At 36.2% G+C, this 14,351-nt stretch carries 12 protein-coding genes; 8 read left to right on the plus strand and 4 right to left on the minus strand.

The window, feature by feature from the left end; translation table 11 throughout:
* Window positions 1-263 precede the first annotated feature (263 nt).
* The 3 genes from QX565_RS04235 to QX565_RS04245 are packed head-to-tail and all read right to left on the minus strand — an operon-like array spanning window position 264 to window position 2,960.
* Window positions 264-1,220, minus strand: a complete 957-nt coding sequence (locus tag QX565_RS04235; RefSeq protein ID WP_289291480.1) for a glycosyltransferase family 2 protein — start codon at window positions 1,218-1,220, stop codon at window positions 264-266.
* Window positions 1,220-2,194, minus strand: a complete 975-nt coding sequence (locus QX565_RS04240) for a glycosyltransferase family 2 protein (RefSeq protein ID WP_289291482.1) — start codon at window positions 2,192-2,194, stop codon at window positions 1,220-1,222. The genes QX565_RS04235 and QX565_RS04240 overlap by 1 nt, the downstream gene beginning before the upstream one ends.
* Window positions 2,175-2,960: a glycosyltransferase family 2 protein gene (locus QX565_RS04245; RefSeq protein WP_221650712.1), complete on the minus strand. Its 786-nt coding sequence runs from the start codon at window positions 2,958-2,960 to the stop codon at window positions 2,175-2,177. The genes QX565_RS04240 and QX565_RS04245 overlap by 20 nt, the downstream gene beginning before the upstream one ends.
* Before the next feature lie 171 nt (window positions 2,961-3,131).
* On the opposite strand from QX565_RS04245, the gene QX565_RS04250 reads away from it, so the two are divergent.
* The 6 genes from QX565_RS04250 (at window position 3,132) to lpxZ (ending at window position 12,147) form a co-directional block, all read left to right on the plus strand.
* A complete protein-coding gene (locus tag QX565_RS04250) occupies window positions 3,132-4,091 on the plus strand; it encodes a glycosyltransferase (protein ID WP_289291485.1) in 960 nt (319 codons plus the stop codon).
* Entirely contained in the window at window positions 4,091-5,281 is a 1,191-nt protein-coding gene (locus QX565_RS04255) for a glycosyltransferase (protein ID WP_289291487.1), read from the plus strand. Before QX565_RS04250 ends, QX565_RS04255 begins: the two co-directional genes overlap by 1 nt.
* Window positions 5,282-5,298: 17 nt before the next feature.
* Window positions 5,299-6,288 carry a glycosyltransferase family 2 protein gene (locus tag QX565_RS04260; RefSeq protein ID WP_289291489.1) on the plus strand — a complete coding sequence of 330 codons (990 nt, stop codon included), beginning with the start codon at window positions 5,299-5,301 and terminating at the stop codon, window positions 6,286-6,288.
* Window positions 6,289-6,722: 434 nt separating this feature from the next.
* Window positions 6,723-8,726, plus strand: coding sequence for a glycosyltransferase (locus tag QX565_RS04265; protein WP_289291491.1), 2,004 nt, complete (start codon window positions 6,723-6,725; stop codon window positions 8,724-8,726).
* Between the two features lie 344 nt (window positions 8,727-9,070).
* Window positions 9,071-10,903: an ABC transporter ATP-binding protein gene (locus QX565_RS04270; RefSeq protein WP_221650707.1), complete on the plus strand. Its 1,833-nt coding sequence runs from the start codon at window positions 9,071-9,073 to the stop codon at window positions 10,901-10,903.
* An 11-nt stretch (window positions 10,904-10,914) separates the two neighbouring features.
* Complete coding sequence (gene lpxZ / locus QX565_RS04275; protein ID WP_221650706.1) at window positions 10,915-12,147, plus strand: LpxZ family protein; 1,233 nt, start codon at window positions 10,915-10,917, stop codon at window positions 12,145-12,147.
* Between the two features lies 1 nt (window position 12,148).
* Here the strand turns inward: lpxZ and QX565_RS04280 are convergent, their stop codons facing one another.
* Window positions 12,149-12,781, minus strand: coding sequence for a ribonuclease H1 domain-containing protein (locus QX565_RS04280; RefSeq protein WP_289291495.1), 633 nt, complete (start codon window positions 12,779-12,781; stop codon window positions 12,149-12,151).
* Between the two features lie 287 nt (window positions 12,782-13,068).
* Here QX565_RS04280 and QX565_RS04285 point away from each other — a divergent pair, with 287 nt between their 5' ends.
* Window positions 13,069-13,671: a nitroreductase family protein gene (locus QX565_RS04285; protein WP_025866598.1), complete on the plus strand. Its 603-nt coding sequence runs from the start codon at window positions 13,069-13,071 to the stop codon at window positions 13,669-13,671.
* A 120-nt stretch (window positions 13,672-13,791) separates the two neighbouring features.
* A complete protein-coding gene (locus QX565_RS04290) occupies window positions 13,792-14,319 on the plus strand; it encodes a shikimate kinase (protein ID WP_002558705.1) in 528 nt (175 codons plus the stop codon).
* The last annotated feature ends 32 nt before the right edge of the window (window positions 14,320-14,351 follow it).

Raw genomic sequence — 14,351 nt, forward strand, 5'->3', positions numbered from 1 at the left:
AGAAAACATAGTGAAGAAAGGACATATCTTTCGTAGTTAACATTTATTAAAGCAATATTCTGCGGAAACATTTGGTTTTAATAGAGTATACGAGGAACAGCTCGAAACTCTACGAAGAATGATGCGAAACTCTACGGACAATGAAGTGAAACTCTACGAAGAGTATACTAAAAGTTCGTAAGATATTACATCTGAAGAGGGTAAATAATAAAAAGACTTTTTGGGAATGTATTAAAAAAATATCTTTATTTCTGTTTCTTTTCTTATTTATGCTTAATGAAGCGGTAGTATTTCTCAAATAAGGTAGGCGAATAATTGAATAATCGTATATAGAAGGATGGCTTTCGGGGACACAATGGATATAGACCTTCTTCTTTAATTTTCTGTATTAACTCCTTTTGGATGGAATGTCCGTCCCTGATACTGCGTTTGAACATCATTATCACTCTGTTTGCAATGTGGTCGTTGAAATAGGATATGATTTTAGGATCATTTTCGTGTTCAAGTCTGAACCTATTGAGTGAACCCATTGCAGTGAGCATATCATAAAAGTTACTTTCTTTGTAGGTATGCATGAATGACTCTTCATTCTGGAAATAGTTATAGAAAGTCAGAGGATAATATTTAATACGCTTAGCCATGTAAATAGCTTTGGGAGTAAACTCCTCATCTTCATGTCCGATAGAAAGAAAAGTGAGGTTGTTCTCGGTAATAAAAGAGCGACGATATGCATACAATGGAATCATCGGCGGATAGTTTTCTCTGATTAAAAACTGTTTGCCGGAGACTATTTTCTCGTCATTCTTATCAATATGATATCCGCCCTTCCGTTGAGTTCCGTTGGGAAGTATATATTGGTAGTTCATTAACATCATATCCAGTTGATTTCCGGACATCTCCTCATAAATATCCTTTAAGCAGTTGGGTATAATACTATCATCTGCATCTAAGAATAATAGATATTCTCCTGTTGCTTCTTTTACACCTCTGTTTCGGGATGCACTAAGCCCGCTGTTAGGGGTAGATACATAACGGGCAAATGAGTACTGTTTACATAATACATCTAAAAGGCTTTGAGTGTTGTCTGTAGAACCATCATTGATCACAATCGCTTCATAATTATTAGTTGGCATGTCTTGTACAGACAATGACCGAAGACACCTCTCAATATACTTTTGTGCATTGTAAGCTGGTATGATAATAGAAATTTTGATATCCATTATTTGAGAATTTTGAATTTGAAAAATGTCTTGATAGTCGCTACAATTTTATTATGCAATAAATATTGCGACTTTTTATAATTATGTATCATAGCTTGTCTCCAGAGCTTGTCTTTGTAGATTTTTACAGATTTATTCCTTAAAAGGCATTCTCTGCAGAAAGTTTCATATTCTTTTATCCATTCTTCCGGGAATGTTTTTTTCTTGCGATGTGCCAACTCATAATGAAGTTCAATAATATGTTCATTGTAACGAACCCCTAAATCCTCCATCATCTGTTTGTAAACCAGATAGGCATCTTTTTGCTGTTTATCAAAAGATACAGAAGATATCTGCGAATCAGAAATCTTGTAGTACATCAAAAAATGAGGGATAACATGAAATTTCAGTTTTTTTATGGCATTGGCCCATAAATCATAATCCTCTGCATAATGATTTTCTTTATATTTAAGTCCGGATTGCTTAAAAGACTGACTGCGGATAAAAGCTGTGGACTGTTGGAATGCACAGCGCAAGAACATCTCAACAGCTATTTTATCATGTTTTACCGGAAATGTAAATTTACCTGTAATAGCACCTCTCTTGTTGATTAATTTTACAAAACTACCGCAGATATCAATATCCGGATGCTGTTCCATGAAGTTATATTGTTCTTCTAATCTATTGGGAAACATAATATCATCCGCGTCACAGAATGCAATATAGGTTGATTGTGCGAGTTTAATACCTTTATTCCGGGTGCCTCCGGCTCCTAAATTCTTCTCGTTTTTAATAACACAAATACGAGGATCAGAAAAAGAATTAGCTATTTCTAAGGTATTGTCTTTTGAACAGTCATCAATAAGTAGTAGCTCAAAGTCTGTGAAAGTTTGATTAAGAATACTGTCTAAAGTCTCTTTTAGAAAAGAGGCTGCATTATACATTGGAACGATTATACTGACTTTTGAAGTACGGCTATAGGCTGTCGTATCCATTCTTTGCTCGTATTATTTTTTTGTTGAGTGCAAGATTGGAAATTTCCATATTCTTTTCTTCACAGTTTCTTGAATTCAAAGGATGGTGAAGGTGGTAAGCTATTGCTTTAAATTTCACTTTTTTCATCTTAATTCCTGAATTATGAAGGCGGATAGCAAGCTCTATATCTTCATGTCCCCAGCCATTAATATCATTATTATAGCCATTTACTGCAATAAAGTCTTTCTTCCAATAAGCCATATTGCACCCTTTTACATGTGTTACATCTTCCGATACCCCACTGAATATATTTGCAAGGAAGGGTATTCTGAATGCATTGAACTTATTGTTACTTCTCATTAAATTACTTTTCTGGGGGCGAAGCGCATTGCGGTGCAGAAAAAATCTTGTTTTAAATGCATTGATGAGTGTACGCCCGCCTCTTATGAAATATCCAGGCTCAGCTATTTCGAGATGATCTGCTATGAAATAAGGGTGCAGTAATATATCCCCATCAATTTGGATGATGTAATCTCCCGTAGCTGCTTTGATGGCCTTGTTCATAATCATTGTTTTCCTAAACCCCTTGTCTTCGTGCCAAATGTGTTGTATGGGGATAGGATATTCAGTCTGAAGCTCTTTAATCATATTCTGAGTTTCAATGGTAGAGCCGTCATCCGCTATAACTATTTCGTACGGATATTGGGTCTGATGCAACACTGTCATAAGGCTAAGTCTTAACGCTTCAGGCCAATTGTAGGTTGAAATGATTAATGAAACTTTCATTGGATATATCTTAATCAGCTTTTGTTTTACTATGTAAAGTAATAAATGCAAAGATAGGGGAAATACTGCATATTTTTGCTCTTTTTTCTGAAAAAGTCTTTTTCTATTAATTATGTCCAACTATATTTGACTATCTTTACCACCTTAATTTACGAAAAGCGGGATATATATATGCAAATCTCTGTTATTATACCAGCTTATAATGCTGCAAAATATTTAAACAGATGTATAGAGTCAGTTGCCAATCAGGATTTACCATATGATTGTTATGAAGCAATTGTAATAAATGATGGTTCAACGGACAACTCCATTGAAATATTGGATTCTTTGTGTGAGAAATATTCATTTTTAAAGTATATTGATATTGAAAATGAGGGAGTTAGTTGCGCAAGGAATAAGGGAATATTAGAGGCTTGTGGTGAGTATTTGCTTTTTTTGGATGCTGACGATTGCTTCTATCCGAATGTTTTTGAACGTATTTATAAGGAGATGTCTGATGGTAAATTGGATATGATGTTGTTGAATTATAAGCATATTTCTTTGGATGGAAGTTTTTTAGAGCAACCTTATCATATGGAATTGAATGATTCAAATATCATTTCCGGAAGAGAGTTTCTTCTGAGAGATTTTTATCCGGCAATGGTTCCGCTATATGTTTATAAACGCACTTTTCTTATTGCTAATCAATTAAAGATGATTCCTATTAGGCATGAGGATGAAGAATTTGTGCCAAGAGCTATTTTTTATGCAAACAGAATAAAATATCTACCCTTGTGTTTTTATTCTTATTTCCAAAATAGCGGTTCTTTTATGAATCAGTATTGTGAATCTAATGCACTATATATGGTTGCGGCTATGGTATCGCTGAATAATTTTAAAATTACTGTTAGTAATGATCCAAAGATAGTAGCCTATTTTGATGATCACATTGCTGTGATTATTATGAGATTATTTAAGAACAGCATTCGCTGCGGTGGACGAGGACAGACTGATATGATAAAAAAAATAAAAGAAGGAGGATTACTCCCTCTTAAACCCCGTAAAACTTCTTTTTATTATTGGATGTTTAATATGTCACCGTTTTTTTTCGAAAAGTATTACCGCTTTATAAAACAAAGACCTAAAAAGTAATGGATAAAAAACGAATTTTGTTTTTACATAACGAATTTCCTAGTGGTGGAGCAGATAGAGTGACTATTGATATTGCTGGTTATATATCTCATTATGGATTTGAAGTATATGTTCTGGCGAGAGAAATACGTGATAAGTTTTTATCCAACATAATACTTTTGGAACTGCCGGACAAAGCAAGCGTTAATAGTAAAGAAAATGCAGATGCTATTATTGAGACTTTAAAGCAGCTGAGGATTGATATATTTGTTTTGCCTGTTCAAACATTGTCGCATCTGGCACATATACGGAATAATACTAATTGTAAAATAATATTTGCTTTGCATAGTGTTCCTTTTTGGGAGATTGGGCATGATCTTTACAATAAAAAGAAAAAAGCATGGCATTCATTATCCGGGCGAATAAAGTGGATTTTATTTACTTACCCTAAAACCGTTTGGTTTAAGAAATACTATAAACGTCTTTTGGGTGATTATCGTAGGATATACGAACAGGTAGATGTATATACGGTCTTGTGCGAAGGGTATAAACAGACGTTGATTGATAAAATAGGATTGTCTCCTGAGGAAAATAAGATATCTGTAATTCCTAATTCGGAAAAACGGGTTGAGAACATAAATCCGAATAAAAAGAAACAAATTTTATTTGTAGGGCGTATGACCTATGAAGATAAACGTATAGATCGTTTGATAGATATTTGGGAACTGATTTATAGAGAAGTACCGGATTGGGAGTTGATTTTGGTTGGCGACGGGGATGAAAAAGTGTTTCTTCAACAGAGAGCGCAAAAAAAACAATTACAGCGTATCAGCTTTGTAGGATATAGTAGCTGTGTTGATAAATATTATTATAATGCTTCGGTGCTATGTTTGACTTCTAATTATGAAGGATGGCCGCTTTGCCTTACCGAAGCTCAGGCAAATGGAGTGGTACCTGTTGCTTTTGATTGCGTAGCGGGTATACATGAAATTATATCCCCTTCGGGAGAAAATGGAATACTCGTACCTCCATTTTCTTTAAAAGAATATGCGCGTTTGTTAATTGACTTATTGAATGACGCTGATAAACTGCAAAAAATGAAAGGGAATGTTATTCGTAAGTCTATGGATTATGCTCCGGAGGTAATTGGTGAAAAATGGCTAAGGCTATTTGAATCATTATTGTTATCGTCGAAAAAAGAATGGAATTAATAAATTAGAAATTGTTTATGATGGTTAACTTATCATCTCCTTTGGTTTCTGTAATTATACCTGTTTACAATAGTGAGCTTTATTTAGAGGCGTGTATTGAAAGCGTGATTGGGCAAAGTTATTCTACACTGGAAATAATAATAGTTAATGATGGCTCTACAGATGATAGTTTTACTATTATGGAGAAGTATGCCAAACTTGATGAACGTATTATTATTATAAATAAGAGAAATGGAGGGTTGCCGTCTGCGCGAAAATCAGGGATTGATATTGCTAAAGGGAAATATATTCAACACCTGGATAGCGATGATGTTTTGCTGCCCGGAGCGGTTGAACATTTGGTAGATAAAGCTGAAAATTCCGATGCTGATATTGTTGCAGCACCTTTTTATTTTTGTACATTAGGAAAAGAACCTAAAAGATCTGTATCGATGACTTTTGATACATTATCCGGGATGGAATATTTTAGAGAGATTCTTCAGGGTAGAGGATACTGGAGTGTGTGGGCTAATTTTCAGAAGCGTTCTTTATTCCTTGACCATTCTATAGAGCATGTTCCCGATATTTCTTTAGGTGAAGATGCCATACTGATGGTTCAACTTCTTTCTTTTGCTCAAAAAGTAGTGACTATCGATATGCCTATTTTAAATTATTATGTACGTCCTAATTCTTTGTCACGTTCGGAGGTAGTAAGTGACACGATGTATAAAGACCTTAGGGCTTATCCTACTTGGATAGAGCATTATTTACGGAGAAAGGGGTTAATTAGAGAGTTCGAGGAGGATTTAGCGCATTTGCAACTTCAGAATCTTTTTTTGGCAATGTATTGGAAGCGATATGAAGATGCACCTGCAGATCTGAGAAAAGCGGCTAATGATCTAAAAAGAATGCCCGGATTACGGGCTGGGTTGACTAAACGTCAATTAAAGATTCTATCAGTTTATCAATTGTCAGGTTGGTTAGGTGATTTATATCTATCTTATTATCGTAGTAGAGGGAAAATATAAATAAGATTATAAAGATCGTTTGGTAATCGATAACTCTTCATTTGAGTGCGATAAATATATTATGGGCATTTTCAGAGTAATATTAATATATTAAGGAGATAACGACAGGAATAAAATCGATGTATGATATGGACTGTGGTAACGACAAGATATTGTTTTCCTGGGAATATTAAATATGTCACTTATACACATGGATACACTGTCTTTGTGTACATCAAGACCGCAGTATCGTTCCATAGGTATCAATTTAGATGTTCCTCATAAATATAATATTAATTGAATTGTGAGTTCGTAGTACCAAATTTAGAAGATATAAGGTCTTGATTTTTTTACAAACGGGGGTAGAAAAAAAGCTGTTCTTTTAATAAGGCACGCTTATGAACCGAGATTTTTTATCTATATTTGTCGAATAATATTAAATTCCTGAATAAGTAATGGATAATAGAATTTCGATTGTTTTTACTGTAAACAATTCATATGCTCAGCATTGTTGTGCTGCAATGATATCTGTTCTGGAGAATAATCTTACCAGTAGCATTGATTTCTACATTTTGACGGACTATTTTTCTGATGAAAATAAGAAGTTGTTTGTTTCTGCAGTAGAGGGATATGGTAATAATAATCGTGTTGAGTTTAAATTAGTGGATCATGCTATATTTGAAGGCTTTAAACTCCATATAAAATACATTACTTGTCATACATACTATCGATTGCTAATAGCAGATCTGTTCCCGGAACTTACTCGTATTTTGTATTTAGATGCTGACTTGATTGTTGATGGCCCTATAACCGAATTATGGAAAACTCCTTTGGAGGGTTATTTGTGCGCAGGTGTGAATGATTCCTGGATAGAACGGATAAAATATAAATATAGTATTGGTTTGCAAGAGTCTGATATATATATAAATGCCGGAGTGATTTTGATGAATCTTGAGGCTATGCGTAATGAGAATATAACCGCACTACTGATGGATGTGGCAAAAAAATACTGCGATAAATTTGAGTATCAAGATCAGGACATTATAAATTGGGCTTTTAGAGGAAAGATAAAAGAAGTCCCAGTAATCTATAACTATACGACAGAGGAGGTTCTCCATACAAGGGCAGAAAGTCCGGTTATCATTCACTATACGGGTCGGATCAAACCATGGAGTATTAATGAGGAGTGTTGTAAGCCATTGCGGAACCTTTATTTTGAATATCTGAAGAAAACACCTTATAAAGGATTTATTGGTATGTTTAAAAAAGAACGGTTGATTCGAACAATCAAAAAAATGTGTGGAATAAATATTAATCCCAAGAAGATAAAAATAGCTCTCATTATTGACGAGTATTTTGGTGGAATGGGGACTGCCTTTGGAGGGTATGGCTTTCTTGCACGTTATTATATAGCTCGTTATCTACCGAATGAAGAGATGTCTGTGGAAGTTCTCTTAGGAAAGAGTTCTAATAAATGGGAGTATAGAGCTAAGAAAAAGAAAATAGATGGAGTGACAATTATAGTCCCACCCGGTAGAAAATTTGTTTATAAGTGGTTGAAAAGAACCAATTATGATGTCTATCTTACCGTTGAATTGACGCATGATCTTTTGAAGTACGAACACCGGGGAAAGCCTATTATACATTGGATACAAGATCCCAGACCTTGGACCGAATGGCAGGAAATTCAGACAGTAAAGCTCTTTACTGAGTCATGTTATTGGAATTCTGAACTATATGATATGGTGAATCGATTCTATTGTAATGGGCAGCTTAAATTTATATCACAAGGATATTTCTTAAATGAGAAAGCCAAAGTATTGTATCGGTTACCGGAAGATGTAGATATTACTTATTGTGCGAATCCGATAGATATAGATTATACATTTGATCCTGCTACTTATAAAAAAAAGAATCATATAATTTTTATTGGACGTATTGAATCGGTGAAACGAGGATGGCTATTCTGTGAAATAGCGAAAAGAATGCCTCAATATGAATTTTTTATGTTGGGACAAACTTTTAGAGAGAAAAAAGAGAACGAGGTAGTTATGTCGGCATATAAAGCTGGTATCCCTAACCTCCATTTCGTGGGGCATGTAGAGGGTGAAGAGAAAAATGCATACATAAGAGATGCTAAAATATTGGTAAATACCTCTATCCATGAAGCCTTGCCTATCACCTTCCTTGAAGCATTGGCTTATGGTACACTTCTTGTCAGTTGTAGAAATCCTGAGGATTTAACTTCTAAATTTGGAAAATTCGTAGGCACAGTATTGGGCGATGGATTTGATGAAGTTCCTAAATTTGTTTCAGCAATTGAGGAAGTTATGAGTGATGAAGAAAGGCGTAAGAAATTGTCATGTGAGGCCGTTAGTTATATTCGTGAGGTACACTCTGTGCAGAAGTTTCAACGTGATGTGAGACAGCTAATAAAAGATTCTGTAACTAAAAAGTAATTGGATATGTTGAATGCACCCCTTATTTCTATATATTATTCCCGTTTATAATTTGGAGAAGGAAATAGCTAAATATTGGATTCATATCTGTAGTATATTGTGTAGCTTGATATTGTCCTTATACAAACCCTAAAGAGTTGGATATCTGGTCTAGTGATTGATTGTTTCAATTAATCGAGAGACTAAAATTCCTGTAAGCAGCTTCTTAAAATATCTTTTTTTTTGTAACTTTGTGTGTTTTCGGTTTTAACAAATTCTAAAGTAGATAATAAAATTAAAGGTAGTTTCTGTAAACTGAGGATTTTCTCCTATCTTTGCGACTTAATTCTTTTAATGACAAACTAATGAAGGAATTCTTTCAACTCATGCGCCGATTCGTGGCGCCTTACAAAAAATATCTGGGATGGGCTATATTGTTGAATATACTATCTGCTGTACTTAATGTTTTTTCATTTACATTGATTATCCCAATCTTACAGATTCTGTTTAAGATGGATAATAAAGTTTATGAGTTTATTCCATGGGATTCGGGTGCAAGTTTAAAAGAAATAGGGGTGAATAATTTTTATTATTATGTTACCCAAATGATCCAGACGAATGGGGCGTCACTTACCTTACTCTTTTTAGGATTATTTCTTGCTTTTATGACACTGCTGAAAACATCTTGTTATTTTGCTTCTTCAGCTGTAATGGTTCCATTACGCACAGGGGTAGTTCGTGATATTCGCATAATGGTATACTCAAAAGTGATGTCATTGCCATTAGGATTCTTTTCCGAAGAACGTAAGGGAGATATTATTGCACGTATGAGTGGAGATGTCGGTGAGGTAGAAAACTCTATTACCAGTTCGTTGGATATGTTGATTAAGAACCCGATTTTGATCCTTTTCTACTTTAGTACGTTGATTATCACGAGTTGGCAGTTGACTTTGTTTACAATACTTGTATTACCCGGTATGGGATGGGTGATGGGAGTTGTCGGAAAGAAATTAAAACGCCAGTCTTTGGAGGCGCAGGCAAAATGGAGTGATACCATGTCGCAGCTGGAAGAAACTTTGGGGGGGCTCCGTATAATTAAAGCTTTTATTGCGGAGAAGAAAATGGTGGATCGTTTTACAAAGTGCAGTAACGAATATCGGGATGCTACAAATCGTGTCGCTATCAGACAATCATTGGCTCATCCGATGAGTGAATTTTTGGGTACTTTGTTGATTGTGGTTGTGTTATGGTTTGGAGGATCGTTGATATTGGGTAATAACTCTGCTATAGATGCTCCGTCTTTTATTTTTTATATGATTATTTTGTATAGCGTAATTAATCCATTAAAGGAATTCTCAAAGGCGGGCTATAATATACCAAAGGGATTGGCTTCTATGGAGCGTGTGGATAAGATATTGAAAGCAGAAAACAAAATAAAAGAATCTCCGAATCCGAAGCCGTTGAACGGATTGAATGACAAAATCGAGTTTCAAAATATTACGTTCAGTTATGACGAAAAAAGAGAGGTGCTGAAGGATGTTAGTATTACAATACCAAAAGGAAAAACAATCGCTTTAGTTGGACAATCCGGATCCGGCAAGTCTACATTGGTTGATTTGTTGCCTCGCTATCATGATGTGCAAGGAGGAGATATAAAGATTGATGGTACGAGTATTAAGGATGTACGTATATCTGATTTGCGTGGTTTGATTGGAAATGTAAATCAGGATGCTATCCTTTTTAATGATACTTTCTTCAATAACATTGCTTTCGGTGTGGAAAATGCAACTATGGAACAAGTGATAGAGGCTGCCAAGATTGCTAATGCCCATGATTTTATCATGGAAAAGGAAGATGGCTATAATACCAATATCGGAGACCGTGGTGGTAAACTGTCCGGAGGGCAGCGCCAACGTATCAGTATTGCCCGTGCCATATTGAAAAATCCTCCGATTCTGATTCTTGATGAAGCAACTTCTGCTCTTGATACAGAATCTGAACGTCTGGTACAGGAAGCTCTTGAAAGATTAATGAAAACACGTACGACGATTGCTATTGCCCATCGGCTTTCGACAATAAAGAATGCAGATGAAATTTGCGTACTTTATGAAGGAGAGATTGTAGAACGCGGCAAGCATGAAGAATTATTGGAAATGAATGGATACTATAAGCGACTGAATGATATGCAATCCCTTTGATAGAAGGTAAAATGAAAAACGGCAGATATATTGGATGGACAGGTTGTTTGATGATGCTTCTCATAGTAACTACAACGGTTCGGGCCCAAGTGGAAGAGAAAGTTTGTAAGACTGATTACAACATTAATCCTGAACGAGTAGGAGAGTTGTCTGTAGAACTGGATAATATCAGTTTTTTTAAAGATAACGAGTATGCCGGTACTGTGATGAAGGGATATTCATTGCCGGGTATGTGGCTGGAACCTAAGGTTGTCTATTATCCGCTGAAAAATATAAAACTGGAGTTAGGAGCGCATGCATTGATTTATAGCGGTGCTTATAAATTCCCCAACTATGCTTATCATGATATAGCTACCTGGAAAGGAAATCAATACCAACGTGGAACACATATCTTGCCTTATTTCAGAGTGCAATTGGCCTTGTCTCGTGTGAATCTTATTCTGGGAAATATTTATGGTGGTTCCAATCACGGGCTGATTGCTCCTCTTTATAGTCCGGAATTAAACCTGACTGCCGATCCGGAAACGGGATTGCAGTTTTTATATGACTCCCGGCATTTGCATCTGGATGCGTGGGTCAATTGGATGAGCTACATTTTTGAAGAAGATACCCATCAGGAGTCTTTTGTTGTAGGGCTGTCTTCGTTGATAAAATACAATGATCCGAAAGCGCGCTTCCATTACTATACACCTGTGCAAATGACTATTCAACATCGTGGAGGAGAACAGGATACGATCTATACGAATTCGGTACAAACATTGATGAATGGTTCCGTAGGAGCCGGAGTAACCTGGAACGTGAATCGTCCGGTGCTGAAACGAGTGAATGTAGAAGTGGATGCAGTAGCCTATTATCAGCAGGCAGGACATTTATGGCCTTTTGATAAAGGAGTAGGGCTATACGCTGCTGCTTATACTGATCTTAAAGATATACGTATCAAAGGTGGGTATTTTATGTCAAAAGACTTTATCTCTTTGCTTGGCATTCCTTATTTTGGCTCTGTTTCCACGAAAGAAGAAGGGGCGTTTTATAATGATCCGCAAACTCTTTTCCTTTCTGTAGAATATTCTCGCTCATTTGGTAAACACTATGCCCTTGGCGCTAAAGCGGATATTTATCAGTATCTGCCTGGCACTATGACAAAAGCAGATGGGGAAATGATAAAGCCTGGTAGTGCCACCAGCTTTTCTTTTGGTGTTTACCTGCGTGTGAATCCGAGTTTTCTGATAAAGAAGTTCAAGTAGTTTATTTTCTTCCGAAGTCGGCGGGAATTTCGCCCCATTCTTTGGTTTCCCACTTCAGAATAGGGGTAGAATAGGTGTTTTCTTTTAACCACTTCTCGGCACGTTCTATTAATAAGAAAAGTTGTTCCGTTTCAGCGGTGCGTGGCAATTTTGTTTTGCATCTCTTTTGTCTTACCCAACTGATAGCGTTCACACTGTCACTGTAGACGGGCATATCGAATCCTTTTTGTTTCAATAGGGCAAGCCCATGTACTAATGCCAGGAATTCACCGATATTATTTGTACCTTTCATTGGGCCGAAGTGAAATATTTCCTGTTGACTGGCTACATGTACTCCGCGATACTCCATCGGACCGGGATTACCACTGCAGGCTGCATCTACAGCAAGGCTATTCTCTATTACAGCAGCAGGCAACGTGTGTGAGGTAGGTTTATTTTCTTTTTTGTTTGTGGCATTTTTACCAATATATGCGTAAGGAGATGATGCGAGAGCACGTTCTGCTTCTTCCCGGCTGTCAAATGACTTATATTTGGCTCCTTCGTATCCTTTAATTTGTAGTTGGCAATCAGTCCAGGAAGAATAAATACCTGGGGTTACGCCTTCCCATACCACATAAAATTTTTGCTTTGCCATTCATCTTTTTATTTATTCGGGTGGTAAAGTTACAAATATATTTTAGTAAGTACTGTATCCTAATTAAATGAACCTATCATTGAAATGTAGATTATCGCAAATTCACGCAAAAATATCGTCTCTCAAGTACAGCAAACCTTCTAATTTGCGAAAAACTGCGATCATTTGCGTTTTAATAAAACGTTGTCATAGTATGAATTAAATTTGAAGTACTACTTATCGAACAAGTTTTCAAGATCAGTTGTTCTCTATATAACAGATTATAAACCCAAAGAAAGGAGACTATGATGCAAAAATCATTTAAAGATGTCCTGAAACACAGGAGAAGTTACTATTCAATCACAAATCAGTCACCTGTTTCTGACGAAGAGATAGAGCGTATCATAAATTTTGCGGTAACCCACGTACCATCGGCTTTTAATTCTCAGTCGACCCGCGTCGTATTACTCTTGGGTGAGAATCATAAGAAACTATGGGAAATAGTGAAAGATGCTATACGGAAGATTGTAACTCCGGAGGCTTTTAAAAATACAGAATCAAAGATTGATAATTGTTTTGAGAGTGGTTATGGTACTGTATTGTTCTTTGAAGATCAATATGTTGTGCAAACGCTGCAGGATACATTTGTCAGTTATAAAGATAATTTTCCTGGGTGGTCCTTACAAACATCGGCCATGCATCAGTTAGCAATCTGGAGTATGTTGGAAGATGCTGGTTTTGGCGCTTCTCTGCAACATTACAATCCTCTGATTGATGAAGAAGTGCGTCGTACCTGGGAATTACCGGCCAGTTGGCATCTGATTGCTGAAATGCCGTTTGGTATGCCGGTTGGAGAACCGGGTGATAAAGAATTTAAAGCACTCTCTGAAAGAGTGAAAGTATTTAAGTGATCACGTCAGGATATAAATCGCTTAAAATCATAACAAATTTAGAGTAAATTGAAGTACAAACTTTATTTATTCTATAATTATATTACCTATCTTTGCTCTGAAAAGAAAAGATAGGTAATTATGATTCGTATATTCCTGACCGGCTATATGGGTGCCGGTAAAACAACTTTAGGGAAAGCTTTTGCCCGAACACTGAACGTACCGTTTGTTGATCTGGACTGGTATATGGAAGAGCGTTTCCATAAGACAGTGGGAGAGTTATTCGCCGAACGCGGTGAAGCAGGTTTTCGTGAACTGGAAAGAAATATGTTGCGTGAGGTAGGTGCTTTTGAAAATGTTGTTATCTCTACAGGTGGTGGTGCCCCCTGTTTCTTCGATAATATGGATTTTATGAATCATCATGGTAAAACTGTTTTTTTGAATGTCCATCCCGATGTTTTATTTCATAGACTGCGTGTTGCCAAACAGCAGCGTCCTATTTTACAAGGTAAAGAGGATGAGGAACTGAAAGAATTTATCATTCAGGCGTTGGAGAAACGTGCACCGTTCTATTCTCAGGCCCAGTATGTTTTTAATGCCGATGAATTAGAGGATCGCTCGCAGATTGAAAAATCAGTGCAGCGGCTACGCGATTTATTAAAACTATGACTTATTTGCGCCTTCCGAACCTGTCTTATTTA

The sequence above is a fragment of the Bacteroides sp. 41_26 genome, assembly GCF_949740115.1.
GTDB lineage: Bacteria > Bacteroidota > Bacteroidia > Bacteroidales > Bacteroidaceae > Bacteroides > Bacteroides nordii.

Coding starts and splice junctions, on each gene's coding strand:
- QX565_RS04235 (WP_289291480.1), bottom strand. CDS start 1,220: ATGGATATCAAAATTTCTATTATCATACCAGCTTACAATGCACAAAAG.
- QX565_RS04240 (WP_289291482.1), bottom strand. CDS start 2,194: ATGGATACGACAGCCTATAGCCGTACTTCAAAAGTCAGTATAATCGTT.
- QX565_RS04245 (WP_221650712.1), bottom strand. CDS start 2,960: ATGAAAGTTTCATTAATCATTTCAACCTACAATTGGCCTGAAGCGTTA.
- QX565_RS04250 (WP_289291485.1), top strand. CDS start 3,132: ATGCAAATCTCTGTTATTATACCAGCTTATAATGCTGCAAAATATTTA.
- QX565_RS04255 (WP_289291487.1), top strand. CDS start 4,091: ATGGATAAAAAACGAATTTTGTTTTTACATAACGAATTTCCTAGTGGT.
- QX565_RS04260 (WP_289291489.1), top strand. CDS start 5,299: ATGATGGTTAACTTATCATCTCCTTTGGTTTCTGTAATTATACCTGTT.
- QX565_RS04265 (WP_289291491.1), top strand. CDS start 6,723: ATGGATAATAGAATTTCGATTGTTTTTACTGTAAACAATTCATATGCT.
- QX565_RS04270 (WP_221650707.1), top strand. CDS start 9,071: ATGAAGGAATTCTTTCAACTCATGCGCCGATTCGTGGCGCCTTACAAA.
- lpxZ (WP_221650706.1), top strand. CDS start 10,915: ATGAAAAACGGCAGATATATTGGATGGACAGGTTGTTTGATGATGCTT.
- QX565_RS04280 (WP_289291495.1), bottom strand. CDS start 12,781: ATGGCAAAGCAAAAATTTTATGTGGTATGGGAAGGCGTAACCCCAGGT.
- QX565_RS04285 (WP_025866598.1), top strand. CDS start 13,069: ATGCAAAAATCATTTAAAGATGTCCTGAAACACAGGAGAAGTTACTAT.
- QX565_RS04290 (WP_002558705.1), top strand. CDS start 13,792: ATGATTCGTATATTCCTGACCGGCTATATGGGTGCCGGTAAAACAACT.